At 71.1% G+C, this 22,534-nt stretch carries 22 protein-coding genes; 7 read left to right on the top strand and 15 right to left on the bottom strand.

The features are described 5' to 3' along the window. Positions 1 to 240 precede the first annotated feature (240 nt). Entirely contained in the window at positions 241 to 1,044 is an 804-nt protein-coding gene (locus tag ACSHXN_RS08040) for a creatininase family protein (protein ID WP_438302851.1), read from the bottom strand. Positions 1,045 to 1,155: 111 nt separating this feature from the next. On the opposite strand from ACSHXN_RS08040, the gene ribA reads away from it, so the two are divergent. Next, positions 1,156 to 1,842, top strand: a complete 687-nt coding sequence (ribA, locus tag ACSHXN_RS08035) for a GTP cyclohydrolase II (protein ID WP_355799139.1) — start codon at positions 1,156 to 1,158, stop codon at positions 1,840 to 1,842. 141 nt (positions 1,843 to 1,983) lie between these two features. Here ribA and ACSHXN_RS08030 read toward each other — a convergent pair whose 3' ends face one another. The 3 genes from ACSHXN_RS08030 to ACSHXN_RS08020 form a co-directional block, all read right to left on the bottom strand. Continuing rightward, positions 1,984 to 3,210: a serine hydrolase domain-containing protein gene (locus tag ACSHXN_RS08030; protein WP_438302850.1), complete on the bottom strand. Its 1,227-nt coding sequence runs from the start codon at positions 3,208 to 3,210 to the stop codon at positions 1,984 to 1,986. 64 nt (positions 3,211 to 3,274) lie between these two features. Beyond that, positions 3,275 to 4,648, bottom strand: coding sequence for an MFS transporter (locus ACSHXN_RS08025; RefSeq protein WP_438302849.1), 1,374 nt, complete (start codon positions 4,646 to 4,648; stop codon positions 3,275 to 3,277). After that, on the bottom strand, positions 4,645 to 5,223 hold the full coding sequence (locus ACSHXN_RS08020) for a TetR/AcrR family transcriptional regulator (RefSeq protein ID WP_355138832.1): 579 nt from the start codon (positions 5,221 to 5,223) through the stop codon (positions 4,645 to 4,647). Before ACSHXN_RS08020 ends, ACSHXN_RS08025 begins: the two co-directional genes overlap by 4 nt. Positions 5,224 to 5,299: 76 nt before the next feature. Between ACSHXN_RS08020 and ACSHXN_RS08015 the strand changes: the two genes are divergently transcribed. Then, on the top strand, positions 5,300 to 5,749 hold the full coding sequence (locus ACSHXN_RS08015; RefSeq protein ID WP_355138830.1) for a PPOX class F420-dependent oxidoreductase: 450 nt from the start codon (positions 5,300 to 5,302) through the stop codon (positions 5,747 to 5,749). On the opposite strand, the gene ACSHXN_RS08010 is transcribed toward ACSHXN_RS08015, so the two are convergent. Next, positions 5,746 to 6,630, bottom strand: a complete 885-nt coding sequence (locus ACSHXN_RS08010; protein ID WP_438306440.1) for an NAD(P)-dependent oxidoreductase — start codon at positions 6,628 to 6,630, stop codon at positions 5,746 to 5,748. The genes ACSHXN_RS08015 and ACSHXN_RS08010 overlap by 4 nt on opposite strands. Before the next feature lie 110 nt (positions 6,631 to 6,740). On the opposite strand from ACSHXN_RS08010, the gene ACSHXN_RS08005 reads away from it, so the two are divergent. The 3 genes from ACSHXN_RS08005 to ACSHXN_RS07995 all read left to right on the top strand — a co-directional run bounded on the left by ACSHXN_RS08005 (position 6,741) and on the right by ACSHXN_RS07995 (position 8,273). Further along, the gene (locus ACSHXN_RS08005) at positions 6,741 to 7,346 is read left to right on the top strand and encodes a TetR/AcrR family transcriptional regulator (protein WP_355799146.1); all 606 of its coding nucleotides are present in this window, start codon (positions 6,741 to 6,743) and stop codon (positions 7,344 to 7,346) included. A 115-nt stretch (positions 7,347 to 7,461) separates the two neighbouring features. Then, positions 7,462 to 7,872, top strand: a complete 411-nt coding sequence (locus ACSHXN_RS08000; RefSeq protein ID WP_355799148.1) for a VOC family protein — start codon at positions 7,462 to 7,464, stop codon at positions 7,870 to 7,872. 50 nt (positions 7,873 to 7,922) lie between these two features. Continuing rightward, a complete protein-coding gene (locus ACSHXN_RS07995; RefSeq protein ID WP_356111352.1) occupies positions 7,923 to 8,273 on the top strand; it encodes a VOC family protein in 351 nt (116 codons plus the stop codon). Positions 8,274 to 8,354: 81 nt separating this feature from the next. Here ACSHXN_RS07995 and ACSHXN_RS07990 read toward each other — a convergent pair whose 3' ends face one another. Then, entirely contained in the window at positions 8,355 to 9,800 is a 1,446-nt protein-coding gene (locus tag ACSHXN_RS07990; RefSeq protein ID WP_438302848.1) for a glycosyltransferase family 4 protein, read from the bottom strand. A gap of 413 nt (positions 9,801 to 10,213) precedes the next feature. Here ACSHXN_RS07990 and ACSHXN_RS07985 point away from each other — a divergent pair, with 413 nt between their 5' ends. Beyond that, a complete protein-coding gene (locus tag ACSHXN_RS07985; protein ID WP_356297569.1) occupies positions 10,214 to 10,864 on the top strand; it encodes a class I SAM-dependent methyltransferase in 651 nt (216 codons plus the stop codon). A gap of 11 nt (positions 10,865 to 10,875) precedes the next feature. Here ACSHXN_RS07985 and ACSHXN_RS07980 read toward each other — a convergent pair whose 3' ends face one another. From ACSHXN_RS07980 to tkt, 8 genes are all read right to left on the bottom strand, one after another. Further along, on the bottom strand, positions 10,876 to 11,541 hold the full coding sequence (locus tag ACSHXN_RS07980) for a TetR/AcrR family transcriptional regulator (protein ID WP_355138818.1): 666 nt from the start codon (positions 11,539 to 11,541) through the stop codon (positions 10,876 to 10,878). Between the two features lie 199 nt (positions 11,542 to 11,740). Further along, positions 11,741 to 12,367, bottom strand: coding sequence for a histidine phosphatase family protein (locus ACSHXN_RS07975; RefSeq protein WP_356111359.1), 627 nt, complete (start codon positions 12,365 to 12,367; stop codon positions 11,741 to 11,743). Positions 12,368 to 12,376: 9 nt separating this feature from the next. Beyond that, positions 12,377 to 13,255 carry a phosphogluconate dehydrogenase (NAD(+)-dependent, decarboxylating) gene (gnd, locus tag ACSHXN_RS07970; protein ID WP_355799156.1) on the bottom strand — a complete coding sequence of 293 codons (879 nt, stop codon included), beginning with the start codon at positions 13,253 to 13,255 and terminating at the stop codon, positions 12,377 to 12,379. Between the two features lie 6 nt (positions 13,256 to 13,261). After that, entirely contained in the window at positions 13,262 to 14,908 is a 1,647-nt protein-coding gene (pgi, locus tag ACSHXN_RS07965) for a glucose-6-phosphate isomerase (RefSeq protein ID WP_356111361.1), read from the bottom strand. Next, on the bottom strand, positions 14,901 to 15,839 hold the full coding sequence (gene opcA, locus ACSHXN_RS07960; RefSeq protein ID WP_355139803.1) for a glucose-6-phosphate dehydrogenase assembly protein OpcA: 939 nt from the start codon (positions 15,837 to 15,839) through the stop codon (positions 14,901 to 14,903). Before opcA ends, pgi begins: the two co-directional genes overlap by 8 nt. Next, complete coding sequence (gene zwf, locus ACSHXN_RS07955; RefSeq protein WP_355139801.1) at positions 15,836 to 17,488, bottom strand: glucose-6-phosphate dehydrogenase; 1,653 nt, start codon at positions 17,486 to 17,488, stop codon at positions 15,836 to 15,838. Before zwf ends, opcA begins: the two co-directional genes overlap by 4 nt. Then, complete coding sequence (gene tal, locus ACSHXN_RS07950; protein WP_355139799.1) at positions 17,485 to 18,630, bottom strand: transaldolase; 1,146 nt, start codon at positions 18,628 to 18,630, stop codon at positions 17,485 to 17,487. Before tal ends, zwf begins: the two co-directional genes overlap by 4 nt. 19 nt (positions 18,631 to 18,649) lie before the next feature. After that, entirely contained in the window at positions 18,650 to 20,725 is a 2,076-nt protein-coding gene (gene tkt / locus ACSHXN_RS07945; protein ID WP_355139797.1) for a transketolase, read from the bottom strand. Positions 20,726 to 20,871: 146 nt separating this feature from the next. Here tkt and ACSHXN_RS07940 point away from each other — a divergent pair, with 146 nt between their 5' ends. After that, positions 20,872 to 21,759: a helix-turn-helix domain-containing protein gene (locus ACSHXN_RS07940; RefSeq protein ID WP_355139795.1), complete on the top strand. Its 888-nt coding sequence runs from the start codon at positions 20,872 to 20,874 to the stop codon at positions 21,757 to 21,759. A gap of 544 nt (positions 21,760 to 22,303) precedes the next feature. On the opposite strand, the gene ACSHXN_RS07935 is transcribed toward ACSHXN_RS07940, so the two are convergent. After that, complete coding sequence (locus ACSHXN_RS07935) at positions 22,304 to 22,498, bottom strand: hypothetical protein (RefSeq protein ID WP_356111400.1); 195 nt, start codon at positions 22,496 to 22,498, stop codon at positions 22,304 to 22,306. Positions 22,499 to 22,534 lie beyond the last annotated feature (36 nt).

Raw genomic sequence — 22,534 nt, 5'->3', positions numbered from 1 at the left:
GGAGGACGTCGACGACGGTCGGCGGATTCCGGCGCCGGTCGGCGACCGGGCCGTCGCCGGGGACGCGGAGAGCGCCGACGGCGGTTCACAGACTCCTGCCGCGGGCCGGGAAGAGGCTCCCGCGGCAGGGCCGGTGACGGGCGGCACGGAGCGTACCCCCATCGCGCTCCGTGCCCCCGTGCCGTACCTCCCCTACCCGCGTTCGCCTCCCGAGCCGCGGGCGGAGCGGCCGAACGAGCGTCAGAAGACGTGCCCGGATGCGGAGTTGACCGAACCCGGCGTGCCGCCGTCGGCCTCGTCCGAGGCGACCAGGGAGAAATACGCCTCGAAGGAGTCGGTGAGGGCGGCGAGCAACTGCCTCCCCTTGTCCGCGGAGGCGAGTGAAGGGCGCCCGATGACGCCGGACTCGGTATAGGCCGGCATACCGAGGGTAAGCAGATGCCTACGGTCGTCGGCGATGAAATCGGTGGACTCGTAACCGGGCCTGACCAATTCGGGATGGCAGTGCAGAAGAATGGAGGTCTCGATTTCTCCGGCATGCATGTCGCTGAGCAGCGAAGTGCGCACACCGGCCCGATCCCGGGCCTCGTCCCAGTCCTCCGGGGCGGGGAAAAGCGCCATCCGCACACCGCTGCCCGCGGATTCCTGGACGACATTGCCGAGGACGTAGTTCCCGCCGTGGCCGTTGACCAGTACCAGGGCCTCGACGCCCGAGCGACGGAGCGATTCGGCGATGTCCCGCACCACCGCGTGGAGAGTGACGGAGGAGATGCTCACGGTTCCCGGATATGCCGCGTGCTCGTGGGAGCAGGAGATCGTCACCGGAGGAAGGAGGTGAACCGGATGCGCTGCGGCGATCTCGCCTGCGATCGCGCAGGCCACCAGTGTGTCGGTGGCCAGCGGAAGGCAGGGGCCGTGCTGTTCGAAACTGCCCACGGGCAGAACGGCGACCTGGCGGCCCGGACCGGCCGCCCGCGCCCGGACGTCCTGCGAGGTGTCCGAGGGCAGCACCCCGGTGGTGTGCACGGGCGGCGGTCCGGGCACGGCCGCGTCTCCCGTCGGCGACGACCCAGCAGTGTCCGCAGTTCCCGAACCGCTCATTTTTTCACGGCCTTTCGTCTCGTACCGCCTGCGCTTACCAGATAGGAACAGATCATGACAGACATTGACGGCGTGCTCGGCGGGAATGCCCACCCCTCCGGGGTCACCCGAATCGCCAACGCCCCGACCGGGGTCACCCGGGTCGTGAACGCCCCCCTGCCCACCGAATACGGTGATTTCCAGGCCGTCGGCTATCTTGATCACGACCGCGGCGAGGAACAAGTGGCGCTGGTGTACGGCGACATCGAGGAGGAGGGGATGCTGGTCCGCCTCCATTCGGAGTGCCTGACCGGAGACGCCTTCGGGTCGACGCACTGCGAATGCGGTCCCCAACTCTCCACCGCTCTGCGGGAGATCGTGGCCGAGGGCCGGGGCATCGTCGTCTATCTGCGCGGCCACGAGGGCCGCGGCATCGGCCTGCTCGGGAAGTTGCGCGCGATGAAGCTCCAGGCCGAGGGCCTGGACACGGTGGAGGCGAACCTCGCCCTGGGCCTGCCGGTGGACGCGCGCGACTACCGGGTGGCGGCGGAGATCCTCCACGATCTCGGGGTGCGGTCGGTGCGCCTGCTCTCCAACAACCCGCGCAAGCGGGAGGCGTTGCTGCGGCACGGCATCAAGGTCGACAAGCAGGTCTCGCTGCTGATACCGCCGTGCGAGAACAACATCACCTACCTGCGCACCAAGCGGGAACGGCTCGACCACTACCTGCCGCATCTGGACGCTGTGATGCACTCGTCGTGAGCGGATGCGCGGCGGCCGCCCGGCGCCGGCCGCCGTCCCCGCACCCCCGGTGTCCTCGGCGCGCGGTGCGTCACGGCCGGACGACCGCCGCCGTGCGCCGGCCGCGAGCCGGGCCGCCCCACGGCGGACGCCTTGCGGGCGTCAGCCGGTCAGGGCCTCGTGCACGAGCCGCTTCAGTTCGGGGTAGACGGAGTGCGAGCCCGTCGGTCTGAGCTGGGTCAGGAACTGCACGGTCAGATCGTTCAGCGGGTCCACCCAGAAGGTCGTGGTGGCCACCCCGCTCCAGCCGAACGTGCCGAGCGCCTCGGGGGACCTGGTCAGTTCGGGTTCCGTGACGACGGACACCCCGAGGCCGAAGCCGAGGCCCGCCTTGCCGGGGTCGCGGTGGCCGCGGCTGCCGCAGGAGAGCATGTCGGCGCCCCCCGGAAGGTGGTTCGACGCCATCGTGGCGACCGTGTCGGAGCTCAGCAGACGGACACCGTCCAGTTCGCCGCGGCGGCGGAGGAACTCCATGAAGCGGTGGTAGTCGTGTGCCGTCGCCACCATGCCGCCGCTGCCGGACAGGAAGCGGGGCCGGCCGCGCAGGGGGAGCCCCGGGATCGGTGCGATGCCGCCGTCCTCTGTCTCGCCGTACAGCTCCGCGAGCCGCGGTGCCTGTGCCTCGGTGACGCACAGGCCGGCGTCCGTCATGCTGAGCGGGGCGAAGATCCGTTCGGTGAAGAAGTCGTCCAGGTCCCGGCCCGACACCACCTCGACGAGCCGCCCGAGCACATTCGTCGCCACCGAGTAGTTCCACTGCGTGCCCGGTTCGAACTGCAGCGGCAGCCGCGCGTACACCTCGCATGTGTCCGCCAGGGTCGCGCCGGGTACCACCGACGTCTCGATGCCCGCCTCCCGGTACAGGGCGTCGACGGGGTGCGAGTGGTAGAAGCCGAAGGTCAGCCCGGCCGTGTGGGTGAGCAGATGGCGGACCAGGATCGGTCCTTCGGCGGGGCGGGTCCGCACCGCCGCGCCGGATCCCCCGACGTAGACCCGTGGACGGGCGAAGGCCGGGAGGACGTCGGCGACGGGCGTGTCCAGCCCGAAGCGGCCCTCCTCCATGAGGATCAGAGCGGCGACCGAGGTGACCGGCTTGGTCATCGAGTACATCCGCCACAACGTGTCGGTGCCGACCGGAAGCCCGGCCCGGACGTCGCGGTGCCCGTACGTGGCGAGGTGGGCCGTGCGGCCGTGCCGGGAGACGGCCACCAGAAAGCCGGGCAGTCGTCCGTCGTCGACCTCGTGGGCGAAGTGCTGGTCCAGACGGGCCAGCGCCTTCGGGTCGAGACCCACGTCCTCCGGCGCCACCTCTTGCCGCAGGTGTCCCATCGTTCTCCTCCGGTCTCCCCCGGGTGCTGTACCGGGACTTCCGGTTCCAACATTTCATGGTCGGCTACCCGGCTGCGGGCGATCCCTCTCCGGCGCCCGCCGGGGTTTCGGACCGGCCGGGCAGTCGCAGGGCCGTCGGCACACCGAGCAGGGACACACAGGCGAGGGCCGCAAGGGTGGGTCCGGGTGCCGCGTTCGTGCACGTCATCAGCGTGCCGGCGGCGGCGACGCCCACCGTGGGCCCGATGTTCAGCGCGGTCTGCTGCAGACCGCCGGCCACCCCGGCCGAGGTGACGGACGCCTCTCGTACGACCACCGCCGTCGCCGTCACCATCACCGTGCCGAATCCGGCACCCACCAGCAGGAATCCCATTCCCGCCCAGAGGGCCGGCAATGCCTGCGAGAGCCGGGACAGAAGGAGCACGCCCGCACTCAGGAGCGCCGCCGCGGTCCCGGCCGTGCGGCGCGGACCGCAGCGGCGCATGAGGACGGCCGCCGCGGGCGCCGCGAGCACCATCGCCACGGGGCCCGGCAGGGCGTGCAGCGCGGTGTGCAACGGATCGAGGCCCAACTCGTCCTGCAGGACGTAGCTGCTGACGAACATCGCCCCCAGCATCGCCGCCGACGCGGCCACGAGCAGCGCGAGCGCGGAGCCCACCCCCGGCCGGCCGAGGACGTCCGTGGGCAGCAGCGGGCCGGTGGCGCGCCGTTCGTGCCGCAGGAACATCAAGCCGGCCGCCGCAGAGCCGAGCAGGGCCGGGGCGGACATCGCGGGACGGCCGGAGTCCGCGCCCGCGGCGAGCGCGTACACGAGGCACATCAGGGCCGCCGCGAGCAGAGCGGCGCCCAGGAGGTCCAGCGGCGGGCGGGACGCGGGCTGTTGCTCCGGGACGCGGGCACACCCCACGAGCACGCCCATGACCAGAGCAGGGGCGACATTGAGGAAGAAGACGGCCCGCCACCCGAAGGGGGCGACCAGAGCGCCGCCGATCAAGGGGCCCGCCGCGGCGGCCAGGGCGATCGCGCTGGTGCGCAGCGCGATCGGCATGCCCAGACGCTCCGGCGGATACGCGGCCCGCAGCATGCCGAGCGTCGCCGGTTGCAGCAGGGCGCCGAATGTCCCCTGGAGCGCGCGCAGTCCGATCACCCAGCCGATGTCCGGCGCCACCGCGATCCCCGCCGACGCCGCGCCGAAACCGAGCATGCCGAGTGCGAACATGCGCCGATGGCCGTGGCGGTCGCCGAGCCGGCCGGCGAACACCAGCAGGCTCGCCACCGGGATGAGATAGGCGGTGCTCGTCCACTGCACCTGGGTCAGGGACGCGTGCAGATCCCGTTGCAGGGTGGGCTGCGCGACGGTGAGCACCGTGCCGTCGAGGGCGACGACGACCGCGCCGACGGCACTGCCCGCGAGCGTGGTGACGCGGTGGGTCCTCACCGGCCGCCCGGCCCGAGGTGTGCGTCCAGGGCGGTTTGGAGCAACGGCACGACATCGTCGGCCCCCGTGGCGAGCGGAAGGCTGCCCCAGGTCCACAACTGGGCGATGCCGTGCAGGTTGGCCAGCAGGGAGCCCGCGACGAGCGCCGCGTCGGCGTCCGGCCGCGCCCGGCCCACCAGGTCGACCAGCAGGGAGAACAGCGGGAGGCTGGTCTCGCGCAGCCCCAGATGGCCGCTCTCCAACAGGTCGTGACGGAACATCAGCTCGTGCATCCCGCGATGGGTGAGAGCGAAGTCCAGATAGACGCGGCCGAGGGTGGCAAGTTGCTCCCGGGGGCTTGCCGCGCCGTCGCCCGTCACCTCGGCCGCCCGGCCCGCGAGGTCGGTGAAGCCGCGGCGGGCGATGGCGGACAGCAGCTCCAGATGGGTGGGGAAGTAGCGGCGGGGGGCGCCGTGCGAGACCCCCGCCCGCCGGGCGATCTCCCTCAGGGTCAAGGCCTGGACGCCCTCGGTGTTGACCAGGTCGACACCGGCATCGACCAGCCGGGCCCGCAGGCCCGTCTCCGGATCAGTCATAGACACTGTCTACCAGAAAATCGTAGACAGTGTCTACACGGGAATGCGGGACTCGGCCGCGCGGGTTGTTCGGGGTATGACTCAGGACGCCACGCAGAACGCGCTGCTCGCACTGCTCGCCGAGAGCCACGGCGGGGTGCTGGTCACCCTCAAACGCGACGGCCGGCCCCAGCTGTCGAACGTGACCCACGCCTACGATCCCAAGGACCGTGTCATTCGTGTCTCGCTCACGGACGACCGCGCCAAGACCCGCAACCTGCGCCGGGACCCGCGGGCCTCGTACCACGTGACCAGTGGCGACCGGTGGGCCTATGCGGTCGCCGAGGGCACGGCGGACCTCATGCCGGTCGCCCAGGATCCCTACGACGAGACGGTCGAGGAACTCGTCCGGCTCTACCGGGACGTCGCGGGCGAGCACCCGGACTGGGAGGACTACCGCGCGGCCATGGTCCGCGACCGCCGTCTGGTGCTGAGGCTGCGCGTGGAGCGTGCGTACGGTATCCCCGAGGGCGCCAACCAGGGCTAGCCCGTGGGGTCGCCCGCCGTACGGGCCTCGATCGCGCGCAGGACGGCCACCATGTCCTCACCGCCGTGCCCCAGTGTCACGGTCTCCTCGAACAGGGCGTGGCAGACGTCCAGCAGCGGCGAGGCCACGCCCGTCGCGCGGGCGGCCTCGGCGATCAGCCGGTTGTTCTTCAGGACGTCGTGGGCCGCCGCCTGGACCGCGAAGTCGCGCGTGTGCAGCTTGGGGGCCTTCATCCGGGAGACGCCGCTGGCCATGGGGCCGGCGTCCAGCACGTCCAGGAACAGGCGCCGGTCCAGACCGTTTTGGTCCGCGAAGTGGTAGGCCTCCGAGAGCCCGGTCACCAGCGTGATCAGAAACAGGTTGACCGAGAGCTTCATCAGCAGGGCGTTCGGGGCGGGTCCGCAGACGAAGGTCTCGCGGCACAGCGGGGCGAGCAACGGCCGTACGAGGCCCACCGCGGCGTCGTCCCCGGCGAGCATCGCCACCAACTGCCCGTCCTCCGCGGGCACCCGGGAACCGGAGACCGGCGCCTCGACATACCGCCCGCCGGCCGCGCGGACCTCCGCCTCCAGGTCGCGGGAGTAGCCCGGAGAGGTCGTCCCCATGTGGACGACGATGCGTCCGGCGACCCGGGCCGCGAAGCCTGAGGTGCCGCGGCCCAGGGCGGAGTCGATCGCGTGGTCGTCCGCCAGCATGAGGATCACGACATCGGCCCTGGCGAAGACCTCGGCCGGGTCCGCCGCCGTCTCGGCCCCGGCCGCGCGCAGCGGCTCGGTACGGGCCGCGGTGCGGTTCCAGACGATCAGCGGTGTGCCGGAGCGGACCAGCCGGAGCGCCATGGGCTGTCCCATGACCCCGAGACCGATGAAGCCGACGCGCACGATGGACCGCCCTCCGTGGGGTGCCGCTATGACGGCGGTCATAGTAGCGAGTCTTATGACGGCGGTCATAGGGTGGGGCGAACGAGCCGCGGTGAGTCGGGAGGTCGGCGATGGCGGTGTCCGAGCGGGGACCGCGCGAGCGGATGGTCTTCAGTGCGGCCCAGTTGATCCGGCGCGACGGTGTCACCGCGACCGGCATGCGCGAGGTGGCCGCGCACGCGGGGGCCCCGCGCGGCTCGCTCCAGCACTACTTCCCGGGCGGCAAGGAACAACTCGTCAACGAGGCGGTGGCCTGGGCCGGCCGGTACGCCGCCGGGCGTGTGGCGCGCTTCCTCGCGGCGCTGCCCGAACCCGCACCGAGCGGGCTGTTCGCCGCGATGGTGCGGCAGTGGACCGACGAGTACCGGACGTCGGGGTTCGAGGGAGGCTGCCCGGTCGCCGCGGCGACCGTGGACTGCGCGCAGTCCACGGACTCCACCCGTGGCGCCGCCGCGGACGCGTTCGCGCGCTGGACGCGCCCGGTGGCCGAGGCACTGACGGCCATGGCGGTCCCGGCGGACCGGGCCGAGCCGCTCGCCACGCTCATGATCAGTGCGCTGGAGGGCGCCTTGCTGATCGCCCGGACCGAACGCGACGAGCGCGCCCTGACGACCGTGGCACGGGAACTCGGACCGCTGCTCGACGCGAGCGTGCGACGGCCGTCGCCGGGCGGCTGATGCGGTCCTGGGCCCCGGGACGCAGGGCGGACGCCCGATGGTCCGGCGATCAACCCCCTCCTGGGCTGCGGAACGCGCCCGTTCACCGTTCACCCCGTCCATGAAGGAGATCCCCATGCCGGTAGACGGTCACCACCACATCAGGATCGCCCGTCCCTCCAAGGATCTGGCAGCGGCCGAACGCTTCTGGGTCGCGGGGTTCGGGCTGTCGGTGGTGTACCGCGCCGAAGGCGGTACGGAACCGGGCGAGCACGACCTGCTGATGGTCGGCAGGCCCGAGGCCTCCTGGCACCTCGAACTCGTCCACGAGGCGGCCCGTCCCGTGATGCCCCGTCCCACCGAGGAGGACCTTCTCGTCGTGTACCTCGACGAGCCGGTGCCGGAGGAACTGGTGGCGCGACTGGAGGAGCACGGCGGCAAGCGCGTCCTCTCGCCGAACCCGTACTGGAACGAATGGGGCGTCACGATCGAGGACCCGGACGGCTATCGGCTGGTGCTGTGCCGGCGATCCTGGTCCAACGCCTGAGCACGGCGCGCCGTACCGGGGCGTCCCGGGGTTGCCGCTAGCCTCCGCACGTGATCAATGGGGCACACATGGTGATCTCCTCCCGCGACGCCGAGGCGGACCGGGTCTTCCTCCGCGACGTCCTCGGCTGGGCGCATGTCGACGCCGGGCACGGCTGGCTCGTCTTCAAGGCGCCGCCGGCCGAGGTCGCCTTCCACCCGGCCGAGGGCGAGCCCGCGCACCAACTGATGCTGATGTGCGACGACCTCGACACCACGATGTCCGAACTCGAGGCGAAGGGCGTCGAGTTCACACGCCCGGTCAGCGAGGCGCGCTGGGGCAGGGTCACCGGTTTCCGGCTTCCGGGAGGGAGCGACATCGGTCTGTACGAGCCGTACCACCCTGTGGCGCACGGTCTTTGATCCGCGGGTGCTCGGACAGGAGCGTGTGCGGGTCGAAGGCCGGGCGCGGACACGCGAACCGCGGACGTACGGCCGGACGGGTCACAGGCATCCGAGCGCGCGGTAGGTGTCACGGGTCGTGGCGGCGACCCGCGCCCAGGTGTGCTCGCGGGTGACAAGCGCCCGGCCGGCGGCGCCCCAGGCGTGCCGCGTCCGGGGACTCTCGAGCAGCATCTCGAGCGCCTCTGCCCAGGCCAGAGGGGATTTCGACGGTATTAGTCGTCCATTCACCCCGGATTCGACCAGTTCTCGCATGGCCGGGACATCACCCGCTACGACGGGGAGACCGCCGGCCATCGCCTCGACCGGCTCGAGAGGGGTCAGCAGATGGCAGATGCGCTCGTCGGTGCGCGGCACCGCGAAGACATCAAGCACGGCGTGGTGGTCCCGCACCTGCTCGAGCGGAACCCGGCCGGTGAACAGGACCGTACCGTCCCCGAGGCCGAGCCGCCCGGCAAGGTCCTGGAGCGCACGTCGCTCCGGACCGTCACCGACCAGCAGCAGCCGCAACGGCACACCCCGGCGCCGCAGTTCGGCCCCGGCCTCCAGCAGCGTGCCGATGCCCTCGTGACGGGTGAGGCCGCCGACCGTGCCGACGACGTACTCCTCGGGCCCGATACCGAGACGGGCGCGCAGGGGAGCGCCGTCCGGCAGCGGTTCCAGGAAGAGCGGATCGACGGCGTGCGGCACGACGCGTACCCGCTCCTCGGGGACCCCGCGCGAGACGATCTCCTCCTTCATCGCCTCGCCCGGTGTCAGCACCGCGTCGGACTCGCGCATGCAGTACGTCTCCCACTCCCGTCGCGCGCGGTACGCCGCGTCGCCGCGGGAGCGCCCGTGCGTCTGGGCGAGCCAGCTCTCCTCGCGGAACCCGCGCACCTCGTAGACCACGGGAAGGCCGTACGTCTCGCGCAGGGCCAGCGCCACCCTGCCGTCGCCGTGGTCGCCCGACGCGTGCAGCACCGAGGGGCGCACTCGCTCGACGAGCCGCGCGGCCAGCTCCGTGTTGCGCGCCAGCACCGGTCCGGAGCCGTACGGCAGCCACCTCGGCAGCAGCCGGTGCTGGGGCACGCCCTCGAGCAGGTGCAGCGGCCGGGCGTCGAACACCCCCTGGGTCACCGGGAATCCGATCCGCGTCACCACATGAGGATCCAGCCCCGCCGCGGACTGGGCGCGGGTGAGTGCCTGGGTGCGCAGGGCCGGGCCCCCCTGCTCGTGCGGCACTCCGCGGATGACCAGGTGCAGCACCCGGCCGCGCACGGGCAGGATCGCACGCCCCGCGGGAGCCGGTACGCGTGCGGGGGAGGACTCGTCCGACGTCCTGGACGGCCGGGCCTTCAGACGGATCTCCAGCGGCCGCAGCGCGCGGCGGACAGGGGCGGGCAGCAGGCGTACGGCGAGCAGGGCCGCCCGCAGCGGGTCGTGCCGCAGCTCGGCCCAGGCCACCGAAACGGCGAGGGTGAGCGCGCGCACCGGGCGACGGAACATGGCATCAGGCTAGATCGCCCTGGTGACGGCGCGGCAACATGGGTCGGCGTCCACCCGGATGGCGGGCGCGGGGAGCCGGGCCGGACGCGTCCGCGCGACCGGCGTACGACAGGCGCACCGGCATCCGCTCCCCGTGACGGACGCACGGGACGGCGCGCGGCACCGCATCACGACGGGCGCGCTCTACCGGGTCCGCCGCGCGGGATCCCCGGGCGTCCACCCGGTTTGTCGCGTGGCGCCGCTGTGCACCTACCGGGTCCGCCGTCCGGGACGGTCGCGCACTCGTCCCGTTCGCCGCGTGAGACCCCCGCGCACCCCGAGCCCGCGCTGCCGCCGTTTCCGTCCCGGTATGCCGCGTCCTGGGGGCCGTTCCCGGGGCGTTGCCGCCGTCGTCCTCCGCCGGCTGGAGCACCATGACCGAGAGCACGCAGGAATGCATCCACCCGGGCGGGGACGCCCGTCACCGCGCGCAGGACGACCCCGCCGCCGGCGGCGAGGTCGTCCTCGACCAGCCGGGCGGCGAACTCTTCCGCGCCCTGCGACTGGGCCAGCTCCTCGCGATCATCGGCGCTCCGGCAGACTCCCGCACCCCGCTCTCGGTACTGGACGCGGGCTGCGGCGGGGGCTGGTTCGCCCGTGCACTGGCCCGTGACGGCCATCGGGTCGACGCCTTCGACGCCAGTTCCGCGGCCGTCGCGCAGGCCCGCGGCGAAGGCGGCGGGCCGCGTCACGCCGTCGCCGACCTCAGCGGCCGGCGCAGCCCTCGGCCCTACGACGTGGTGCTCTGCCTCGATGTCCTCTTCCACGTCCTGGACGACGACGCCTGGGCGGCGGCGCTGCGCACCCTCGCCTCGCTGGTGCGGCCGAGCGGCCGACTGATCGTCACCGACGCGGACCCGGGGGAGCGGGCCGTGCGCGGCGACCGTCTTGTGTACCGGCCCGCCACCGCGTACCGCGCGGCCCTCGAGCCGCTCGGTCTCCGACACCGCCATTTCCTCCCGCACGGATTCCGGGAGAACACCGTCGGCTTCCACGTCTTCACGAGGATCCGCCGACACCCCTGAGCGGCCGGCGTTCAGGTCCGCGTGCGGTCCGCCGTCAGATAGGCGACGACCATGTCGCCGAGCATCCGGCGGTAGTGCTCGCGCCGGCCGGCGGCCACCAGATCACGGCCGAAGAGCGCCCCGAACGTGTGCCTGTTGGCGACCCGGAAGAAGCAGAACGAGCTGATCAGCGCATGCAGATCGACGGCGTCGACGTCGGCCGTGAACAGTCCCGACTCCCGGCCCGCCGCGAGTATGCGGCCGGTCACCTCCAGGGCCGGCGACCCGATGCTGTCCAGCTTCTCGGACGCCGCGATGTGCTCGGCACCGCGGATGTTCTCCATGCTGACCAGACGGATGAAGTCGGGGTGCGCCTCGTGATGGTCGAAGGTGACCTCGGCGAGCCGGCGGACGGCCGCGACGGGGTCCAGATGCTCGACGTCCAGCTCCTGCTCGGCTCGGCGGACGATTCCGTAGGCCCGCTCCAGGACGGCCGTGAACAACTGCTCCTTGCCGCCGAAGTAGTAGTAGATCATCCGCTTGGTGGTGCGGGTCAGGGCGGCGATCTCGTCGACCCGGGCCCCGTCGTAGCCGGCGCGCGCGAACTCCCGTGTCGCCACGTCGAGGATCTCGGCCTTCGTGCGGGCGGCGTCGCGGACACGGGCGCCCGCAGGTGCCGGTTCGTCGACGCTGGTCATCGGGTTCCTCCGGACGAAGGACGGGCCGGCGCACGGCTCGTCGGCTGCCGGCGATTGTAGAAGCCCGGCCCTGCGGTGCTCCCGAGCAGGACCCGGTGCGCCGATCGGCGCCTTCGGGCCTCCGCCCCGGACGCCGGCTGCCGGGGAGCGACCGGTGGAGGCCGGTCCGCCTCCGTGGACGGACCGGCCTCCCTGTCTTCTACCGCGACGGAGAGAGCGCCCGGTGGGGGGTCCCGGACGTGCCCACCGCGTTCCATTCCGCGATCACGGGCCAGTCGTGCTCGGTGGACAGCCGGCTGACCGTCCCCGTCCGGAGCTGGAACAGCCGTCCCTCGGCGGCCCCGAGGCCGAGGTGCCGGGCGGTGAGGGCACGCAGGAAGTGGCCGTGGGCCACGAGGACCACGTCGCCTTCGGCGAGCGCGGGTGCGATACGGGCCAGGACCCGGTCGGCCCGTGCCGCCACCTCGTCCGGCGACTCGCCGGGGTGTCCCGGCGGACCCGGCGGCACCCCGTCCGTCCACAGCCGCCAGTCGGGTCTGGTGCGATGGATGTCGACGGTGGTGATTCCCTCGTAGCCGCCGTAGTCCCACTCGTGCAGATCGGGCTCGGTCGCGGCGCCGGACAGGCCCGCGAGTTCCGCGGTGCGTATCGCCCGGTGCAGAGGGCTGGTGAGAGTGAGTGCGAAGGTGCGTCCGGCGAGCAGGGGGGCGAGGGACTTGGCTTGTTCCTCGCCACCCTGCGTGAGCGGCAGATCGGTCCAGCTGGTGTGCCGGCCCGAAGCGCTCCACTCGGTTTCGCCGTGGCGGACCAGCAGGAGGTCGCCCACGGTGGTCACCTACTTGGCGGACTCGACCGCGTGGCCGCCGAACTGGTTGCGCAGCGCGGCGATCATCTTCATCTGGGGAGAGTCGTCCTGGCGGGATGCGAACCGGGCGAACAGCGAGGCGGTGATGGCCGGCAGGGGCACGGCGTTGTTGATGGCCGCCTCGATCGTCCAGCGGCCCTCGCCGGAGTCGTCGGCCCAGCCGCGGAGCTTGTCGAGGTGCTCGTCCTCGTCGAGGGCGTTGACCGCGAGGTCGAGCAGCCAGGAGCGGATGACGGTGCCCTCCTGCCAGGAGCGGAAGACCTCGCGGACGTTCTCCACGGACTTGACCTTCTCCAGCAGTTCCCAGCCCTCGGCGTAGGCCTGCATCATCGCGTACTCGATGCCGTTGTGGACCATCTTGGAGAAGTGTCCGGCGCCGACCCGGCCGGCGTGGACGTACCCATAGGGTCCTTCGGGCTTGAGCGCCTCGAAGATGGGCTGGAGGCGTTCGACGTGCTCCTTGTCGCCTCCGACCATCAGGGCGTAGCCGTTCTGCAGCCCCCAGACGCCGCCGGATACACCCGCGTCGACGAAGCCGATGCCCTTGATGCCGAGTTCGGCGGCGTGCTTCTCGTCGTCGGTCCAGCGGGAGTTGCCGCCGTCGACGACGACGTCGCCGGGGTTGAGCAGGTCCTTGAGCTCGTCGATGACGGCCTGGGTGGCGGCGCCGGCCGGGACCATCACCCACACCACGCGGGGCGCGTCGAGCTTCTCGACCAGTTCGGCCAGATGCTTGACGTCGGAGACCTCGGGGTTGCGGTCGTAGCCGACGACGGTGTGGCCCGCACGGCGGATCCGCTCGCGCATGTTGCCGCCCATCTTGCCAAGGCCGATGAGTCCGATCTGCATGTCAGTTCACTTCTTCCTGAGCTCGCGGTACTTGGCGACGAGGGCTTGGGTGGAGGTGTCGAGGCCGGGTACGTCCGCGCCTTCGGTCAGGGCGGGTTCGACGCGCTTGGCGAGGACCTTGCCCAGTTCCACGCCCCACTGATCGAAGGAGTCGATGTTCCAGATCGCGCCCTGTACGAACACCTTGTGCTCGTACAGCGCCACCAGCTGGCCCAGCACCGAAGGAGTCAGCTCCGGGGCGAGGATCGTGGTCGTCGGATGGTCGCCCCGGAAGGTCTTGTGCGGCACCAACTCCTCCGCCACCCCCTCGGCCCGTACCTCGTCCGCCGACTTGCCGAAGGCCAGCGCCTGGGTCTGCGCGAAGAAGTTCGCCATCAGGAGATCGTGCTGGGCCTTCAACGCCTCGCTCAACTCCCCCACCGGGCGGGCGAAACCGACGAAGTCCGCCGGAATCAGCTCGGTACCCTGGTGGATCAGCTGGTAGTAGGCGTGCTGACCATTGGTCCCCGGCGTACCCCACACCACCGGACCGGTCTGCCATGCGACCCGCATCCCCTGGCGGTCCACCGACTTGCCGTTGGATTCCATGTCCAACTGCTGCAGATACGCGGTGAACTTCGACAGGTAATGCGAATAGGGCAGCACCGCGTGCGACTGGGCACCATGGAAATTGCCGTACCAGACACCCAGCAGACCCAGCAGCAACGGCACATTCGACTCCGCCGGCGCGGTGCGGAAGTGCTCGTCGACGGTGTGGAAACCGTCCAGCATCTCCCGGAACCGGTCCGGGCCGATGGCGATCATCAACGACAGACCGATCGCCGAGTCGTACGAGTACCGGCCGCCGACCCAGTCCCAGAACTCGAACATGTTGTCCGGGTCGATACCGAACTCGGTGACCTTCTCCGCATTCGTCGACAACGCCACGAAGTGCTTGGCCACCGCCTCCTGACCGGCTCCCAGCCCGGACAGCAGCCACTGACGCGCCGACGTCGCATTGGTGATCGTCTCGATCGTGGTGAACGTCTTGGACGCGACGATGAACAGCGTCTCCGCCGGATCCAGATCCCGCGTCGCCTCGTGCAGGTCCGCACCGTCCACATTGGACACGAACCGGACCGTCGACGAGCGGTCCGTGAACGCGCGCAACGCCTCGTACGCCATGGCCGGACCGAGATCCGAGCCGCCGATGCCGACGTTGACCACGTTCTTGATGCGCTTGCCGGTGTGCCCCGTCCACTCCCCGGAGCGCACCCGGTCGGCAAAGCCGCTCATCTTGTCCAGGACCGCATGGACCTTCGGCACCACGTTCTCGCCGTCGACCTCGATCACGGCGTCCCGCGGCGCACGCAGTGCGGTGTGCAGCACCGCCCGGTCCTCGGTGACGTTGATCTTGTCCCCGCGGAACATCGCGTCCCGCAGCCCGAAGACGTCCCGCGCCGCGGCCAGTTCCCGCAGCAGCCGCAACGTCTCGTCGGTGACGAGCTGCTTGGAGTAGTCCACCGACAGGTCACCGACCTGCAGCGTGTAGCCGCCGCCCCGGCCGGGATCCGCCGCGAACAACTCGCGCAGTCCCACACCGTCCAGTTCCTCGCGGTGCTTGGCCAGAGCGGTCCACTCGGGCAGCTGGTTGAGCCTCGTACGGTCAGCCACGGCCCTTCCCCTCCTTCTTCCTGCCTTCGCCGCGCAGGGCGATGGCGTACATCTCGTCCGCGTCCAGGCGGCGCAGCTCCTCGGCGATGAGTTCCGAGGTCGGGCGCACCTTGAGCGCCAGGGTGCGCGGCGGCTGGCCCGGCAGGGTGAGCGTGGCCAGCGGACCCTCGGGGCGGTCGATGACGATCTCGCCCCGCGCGGTGCCCAGCCGGACGGCCGTGACGACCGGTCCGCCGCTGACCACCCGCTCCACGGGCACATGGAGCCGGGCCTGCAGCCAGCGGGCCAGCAACTCCGCGCTCGGGTTCTCCGCTTCGCTCTCCACGGCCGCCGAGGTCACCTTCGTGCGCGCCTGGTCGAGTGCCGCGGCGAGCATCGACCGCCAGGGCGTCAGGCGCGTCCAGGCCAGATCGGTGTCTCCGGGCGCGTACGAGGCCACGCGCGTCTCCAGTGCCGCCAGCGGCGCCTCGACGGCGTACAGATCGGTGATCCGGCGCTGGGCCAGGGCGCCGAGCGGGTCCTTGGAGGGGTTGTCCGGGGCGTCGACCGGCCACCACACCACCACGGGTGCGTCCGGCAGCAGCAGCGGCAGGACGACCGAGTCGGCGTGGTCGGACACCTCGCCGTACAGCCGCAGCACCACCGTCTCGCCGGTGCCCGCGTCGGCGCCCACCCGGACCTCCGCGTCCAGGTGCGGGCGTGTGCGGTCGCGCAGGGTGCGGGCGTGCCGCTTGATGACGACCAGGGTGCGCGACGGGTGCTCGTGGGAGGCCTCCTCGGCCGCCCTGAGCGAGTCGTACGCGTTCTCCTCGTCCGTCACGATGATCATTGTGAGCACCATGCCCACGGCGGGGGTGCCGAGGGCCCGGCGGCCCTGCACCAGCGCCTTGTTGATCTTGCTTGACGTAGTGTCGGTGAGGTCGATCTTCATGGCCTGCGCCAGCTCCGTCCGTCTCGTGCGAGCATCTCGTCGGCTTCCTCGGGACCCCAGGTGCCCGCGGGGTACTGCGCGGGCTTGCCGTGCGTGGCCCAGTACTCCTCGATCGGATCGAGGATCTTCCAGGACTCCTCCACTTCCTCGGTGCGGGGGAAGAGGTTGGCGTCACCCAGCAGTACGTCCAGGATCAGGCGTTCGTAGGCCTCCGGGCTGGACTCGGTGAACGACTCGCCGTAAGCGAAGTCCATCGAGACGTCCCGGATCTCCATCGAGGTTCCCGGCACCTTCGAGCCGAAGCGGACGGTCATTCCCTCGTCCGGCTGCACCCGGATGACGATCGCGTTCTCACCGAGTTCCTCGGTGGCCGTGGAGTCGAACGGGGAGTGCGGTGCGCGCTGGAAGACGACCGCGATCTCGGTGACCCGCCGGCCGAGGCGCTTGCCGGCGCGCAGATAGAAGGGGACGCCGGCCCAGCGGCGGTTGTCGATCTCCAGCTTGACGGCCGCGTAGGTGTCCGTGGTGGACCCGGCGTCGATGCCGTCCTCGTCGAGGTAGCCGATCACCTTCTCGCCGCCCTGCCAGCCGGCCGCGTACTGACCGGGCACGGTGTGCAGCCCGAGGTCCTCCGGAAGCCGCACCGACTTCAGGACCTTGAGCTTCTCCGTGACCAGCGCCTCGGCGTCGAAGGCGATGGGCTCCTCCATGGCCGTGAGGGCCATCAGCTGGAGCAGGTGGTTCTGGACGACGTCGCGGGCGGCGCCGATGCCGTCGTAGTAGCCGGCCCGGCCGCCGATGCCGATGTCCTCGGCCATGGTGATCTGCACATGGTCGACGTACGACCGGTTCCAGATCGGCTCGTACATCTGGTTGGCGAAGCGCAGCGCCAGGATGTTCTGGACGGTCTCCTTGCCCAGGTAGTGGTCGATGCGGAACACCTGGTCCGGTTCGAACACGTCGTGCACGATCCGGTTGAGGTCACGGGCGCTCGCCAGGTCGCGGCCGAACGGCTTCTCGATGACGGCGCGCCGCCAGGAGCCCTCCGGTGCGTCCGCGAGTCCGTGCTTCTTGAGCTGCTGGACGACCTGCGGGAAGAACTTCGGCGGGACGGAGAGGTAGAACGCGTAGTTGCCGCTCGTGCCCTGGGACGTGTTCAACTCCTCGATGGCCTCTCGCAGTTGCTCGAAGGCCGCGTCGTCGTCGAACGTGCCGGGGACGAACCGCATCCCCTCGGCGAGCTGCTGCCACACCTCCTCGCGGAACGGCGTACGGGCGTACTCCTTGACCGCGTCGTGCACCACCTGCGCGAAGTCCTGGTCCGCCCAGTCGCGGCGGGCGAAACCGACGAGCGAGAAGCCCGGCGGCAGCAGACCGCGGTTGGCCAGGTCGTACACGGCCGGCATCAGCTTCTTGCGGGACAGATCGCCCGTGACGCCGAAGATGACCAGGCCGGACGGCCCCGCGATACGGGGCAGACGGCGGTCGCGTTCGTCGTGGAGGGGGTTGTCCCAGTCGTCGACCGGGAGCTCGGCCGCCGCGGCGGAGGGCTGTGTGCCGACTGCCGCCCCGGGCGCCCCGGCCTGCGGTTCCGGGGTCGCGGGCTGCGTGCCCCCGGAGTGCGTCCCCTTGGACTTTCCCTTGCTCATTCCCCGTCAACTCCCTTGTTGCTGAGAGAGGTTGCCACTGCTTCCAGCAGGTCGGCCCAGGCCGCCTCGAACTTCGCGACGCCTTCGTCCTCGAGCTGCTTCACGACCTCGTCGTAGGAGATGCCGAGCCGCTCCACGGCGTCGAGGTCCGCACGGGCCTGCACATAGCCGTCGGTCACCGCGTCGCCCCGGATGTCGCCGTGGTCGGCGGTGGCGTCGAGCGTGGCCTCGGGCATGGTGTTGACCGTGCCCGGAGCGACCAGTTCGTCGACGTACAGGGTGTCCTTGTACGCCGGGTCCTTCACGCCGGTCGAGGCCCACAGCGGACGCTGCTCGTTGGCTCCGGAGCGGGCCAGGGCGAGCCAGCGCTCACCCGCGAGGACCTCTTCGTAGGCCTCGTAGGCGAGCCGCGCGTTCGCCAGTGCGGCCCTGCCCTTGAGCGCGAGTGCCTCGTCCGTGCCGAGCTTCGTCAGGCGCTTGTCGATCTCGGAGTCGACGCGGGAGACGAAGAAGGAGGCGACGGAGTGGATGGTGGACAGGTCGAGGCCGGCGGCGCTCGCCTTCTCCAGGCCGGCGAGGTACGCGTCCATCACCTGGCGGTAGCGCTCCAGCGAGAAGATCAGCGTCACATTGACGCTGATACCCCGTCCGATCACCTCGGTGATGGCCGGGAGGCCGGCGTCGGTGGCCGGGATCTTGATCATCACGTTGGGGCGGTCGACGAGCCAGGCGAGCTGCTTGGCCTCGGCCACCGTCGCCCTGGTCCGGTGGGCGAGCCGGGGGTCGACCTCGATGGAGACCCGGCCGTCCCGGCCGCTCGTGGCCTCGTGGACGGGCCGCAGGATGTCCGCGGCGTCGCGGACGTCCGCGGTGGTCATCATGCGCACGGCCTCGTCGACCGTCACACCCCGGGCCGCCAGATCGGCCAGCTGCTCCTCGTATCCCTCGCCCGAGCCGATGGCGGCCTGGAAGATGGACGGGTTGGTGGTGACGCCCACCACGTGCTTCGCCGCGACGAGTTCGGCCAGGTTGCCGGACGCGATCCGCTTGCGGGAGAGGTCGTCCAGCCAGATCGACACGCCCGCGTCGGACAGGCGCTTCAACGGCTCCGCTGCTGCGGTTGCTTCGGTCACTGTGATCATCTTCTTTCTGGCGATCGGATCAACCGCGGACGGCGGCGAGGGATTCCCGGGCCGCGGCGGCCACGTTCTCGGCGGTGAAGCCGTACTCGGCGAACAGGGTCTTGGCATCGGCGGAGGCGCCGAAGTGCTCCAGGGAGACGATGCGTCCACTCTCACCGACGTACCGGTACCAGGTCAGGGCGATACCCGCCTCGACCGCCACGCGGGCCTTCACGGACGGCGGAAGGACCCGCTCGCGGTAGTCGGCGGGCTGCTCCTGGAACCACTCGACGGACGGCATCGACACCACGCGGGTACCCACACCCTCGGCCTCCAGCCGCTCCCGGGCGCCGACGGCCAGCTGCACCTCGGAGCCGGTGGCGAGGAGGATGACGTCCGGTACCTCGGTCGAGGACTCCTGAAGGATGTAACCGCCCTTCGCTGCCTCGGGGTTGGGGGCGTAGGTCGGCACGCCCTGGCGGGTCAGCGCGAGGCCGTGCGGGGCGGGGTTCGTCGAGTGCCGCTTGAGGATCTCGCGCCAGGCGACGGCGGTCTCGTTGGCGTCGGCCGGGCGGACCATGTTCAGGCCCGGGATGGCGCGCAGCGAGGCCAGGTGCTCGACGGGCTGGTGGGTGGGGCCGTCCTCGCCCAGACCGATGGAGTCGTGGGTCCACACATAGGTGACGGGGAGCTGCATGAGGGCCGACAGGCGGACCGCGTTGCGCATGTAGTCGGAGAACACCAGGAAGGTGCCGCCGTAGACGCGGGTGTTGCCGTGCAGGGCGATGCCGTTCATCTCCGCGGCCATGGAGTGCTCGCGGATGCCGAAGTGGATCGTGCGGCCGTACGGGTCCGCCTCCGGGAGCGGGTTGCCCTTCGGCAGGAAGGAGCTGTTCTTGTTGATGGTGGTGTTGTTCGAGCCGGCCAGGTCGGCGGAGCCGCCCCACAGCTCGGGGACGACCGCACCCAGGGCCTGCAGCACCTTGCCGGAGGCGGCACGCGTCGCGACGGACGCGCCCTCCTCAAAGACCGGCAGCGCGTCCTCCCAGCCCTCGGGCAGCTGACCGGCCACGACGCGGTCGAAGAGTGCGGCGCGCTCGGGCTGGGCGGTGCGCCATTCGGCGATGCGCTTGTCCCAGGCGGCGTGCGCCTCGGTGCCGCGGTCGAGAGCCGTGCGGGTGTGGGCCAGGACCTCGTCGGCGACCTCGAAGGTCTGCTCCGGGTCGAAGCCGAGGACGCGCTTGGTGGCCGCGATCTCGTCCGTGCCGAGGGCGGACCCGTGGGACGCCTCGGTGTTCTGCGCGTTCGGGGCCGGCCAGGCGATGATCGTGCGCATCGCGATGATCGAGGGCCGCCCGGTCTCGGCCTGCGCGGTCCTGAGCGCGGCGTGGAGGGCGTGCACGTCGATGTCGCCGTTCTCGCCGGGTTCGATGCGCTGCACGTGCCAGCCATAGGCCTCGTAGCGCTTCAGCACGTCCTCGGAGAAGGCCGTCGCGGTGTCGCCCTCGATGGAGATGTGGTTGTCGTCGTAGAGGAAGACAAGGTTGCCGAGCTTCTGGTGGCCGGCGAGCGAGGACGCCTCGGCGGAGATGCCCTCCTCCAGGTCGCCGTCGGAGACGATCGCCCAGATCGTGTGGTCGAAGGGAGAGGTGCCCTCAGGGGCGTCCGGGTCGAACAGGCCGCGCTCGTAGCGGGCGGCCATGGCCATGCCGACCGCGTTGGCGACGCCCTGGCCGAGCGGTCCCGTGGTGGTCTCCACGCCCGCGGTGTGCCCGTACTCGGGATGACCCGGGGTCTTCGAGCCGTGGGTGCGGAACGCCTTCAGATCATCGAGTTCCAGCTCGTATCCGGCCAGGAAGAGCTGTGTGTACAGGGTCAGCGAGGTGTGGCCGGGGGAGAGGACAAAACGGTCGCGGCCGGTCCACTCGGGGTCGGCCGGATCGTGCCGCATCACCTTCTGAAAGATCGTGTACGCGGCCGGGGCCAGGCTCATCGCGGTGCCCGGGTGTCCGTTGCCGACCTTCTGCACCGCGTCGGCGGCCAGGATGCGGGCGGTGTCGACGGCCCGCCGGTCGAGGTCGGTCCATTCGAATCCATCGGGGCTCTGCGCACTCATCTTCAAGAAGTCCTCACTGCGTGGCAACTCGCTGACAGAACGCGTTCAAACCTAAAAGTCTGACTTTTGCAGTGGAAGGTGCACCTGTGTCAGCCTTCGGTGAAAGTGGGACATCGGCAGCGCGATCGAGGCGGCACGAGAAGGACATGGTGGACAGAACCGTGCAAGACGGTGACGGGATCAGAACGTACCCCTTCCCGGTCGACCAGAGCGTCTGCGGTGTCGGTATGCAGGTGGCCCCCATGGAGCCCGGGCGCCCCTGGCACCGGGCCGCACCGGTCGACCGCGTCCACCGGATCGACTTCCATGTGGTCATGCTCTTCACCGGCGGCCCCGTGACGCACATGGTGGACTTCGCCGAATACCGGATGAGCGCCGGCGACCTCCTGTGGATCCGACCCGGACAGGTCCACCGCTTCTCCCGGGCCAGCGAGTACCACGGCACCGTGCTCACCATGCAACCCGGATTCCTGCCGCGCGCCACCGTGGAGGCGGCGGGTCTGTACCGCTACGAACTGCCACCCCTGCTGCACCCCGACCCGGCCGAGCTCGACGGGCTCCAGTCGGCCCTCACCCAGCTGCGGCGCGAGTACGAGGACACCGGCACGCTGCCCCTGAGTCTGCACACGGCGGTGCTGCGGCACTCCCTGACCGCGTTCCTGCTGCGTCTCGCGCATCTCGCGGCCAGTTCCGCGAAGGCGGCCCAGGAGCAGGCCGACACGACCTTCACCCGCTTCCGGGACGAGGTGGAGAAGGGGTTCGCGACCAACCACAGCGTCAGCGCGTACGCCGACGGCCTCGGATACTCCCGGCGCACCCTGGTCCGCGCGGTGCGCGCCGCCACCGGCGAGACCCCCAAGGGCTTCATAGACAAGCGCGTGATCCTGGAGGCCAAACGTCTCCTCGCGCACACGGACCTGCCGATCGGACGGGTCGGTGCCGCCGTCGGGTTCGCCGACGCGGCGAACTTCTCCAAGTTCTTCCACCAGCACACGGACACGACCCCGGCCGCGTTCCGCGCGGAGCTGAGATGAGCGGAACCGGGATGCGCGGGCCGGCGACACGGGGGTGGGCGCCCGGCCCACCCCCGGCCCGCTCCGTCAGTGACCGAAGCCCAACCGGTTCACGTTCACGAAGCCGCTGCTGCTCGCGGTAGGCGTGGACGGTCGTGGCGACCACGCCTGCGCCGGGTCGCACGACCACGGCGTGGAGCGTGCCGCTCGCCGCGTGGTGGTCCACGCCCTCCGTCTCGAAGGCGCCCGTGCACACACTGCGCCGGGGCAGCGCGAGCAGACTGCTCATCCGCCCGGTGGGCGGCTGCCCGTCTCCGGCAGGTGCGGCAGATCCACCTCGAGCAGCGGCCGGTCCCCGGGCGGATCGACGGCGGCACCGAGGCGGCCGGTTACGACGGCGGGGGCCGCCGCGGACCCGGGGGCGAAGGCGGCGCCGAACAGGCCGACGCGCCGCAGAGGAGCCGGCGCGGGGAGACACCCCGGGCGTCCAGGCGCCCGGGGTGACGGACGGTCGGCCAAGGCGGCCGGCCGCTGCTCGTTCATGAGCGCGTCCGATCTCCCGACGTCAATGGTTCATGAACTGGGACACGGGCAGGGCGCGGTCGACGATGCGGACGTCGCCGAGCCACCCGTGGTGGATCTGGTCGATCCTGCCCGCGTACTCGTATCCGCCGAGCAGCGCGGTGGCGCGCAGGAAGCTGCGTTTTCCGGCGCCGGCCTGCGCGGCCTCGCCCTGAGTGTGGTCATGCGAAGTACACACGTGTGCTCCGTGAGAGGTGACAGAGGAGGGGGAAGC

The organism is Streptomyces sp. HUAS TT11 (assembly GCF_051553595.1).
GTDB lineage: Bacteria > Actinomycetota > Actinomycetes > Streptomycetales > Streptomycetaceae > Streptomyces.
This window is presented reverse-complemented; position numbering and strand designations above follow the sequence as displayed.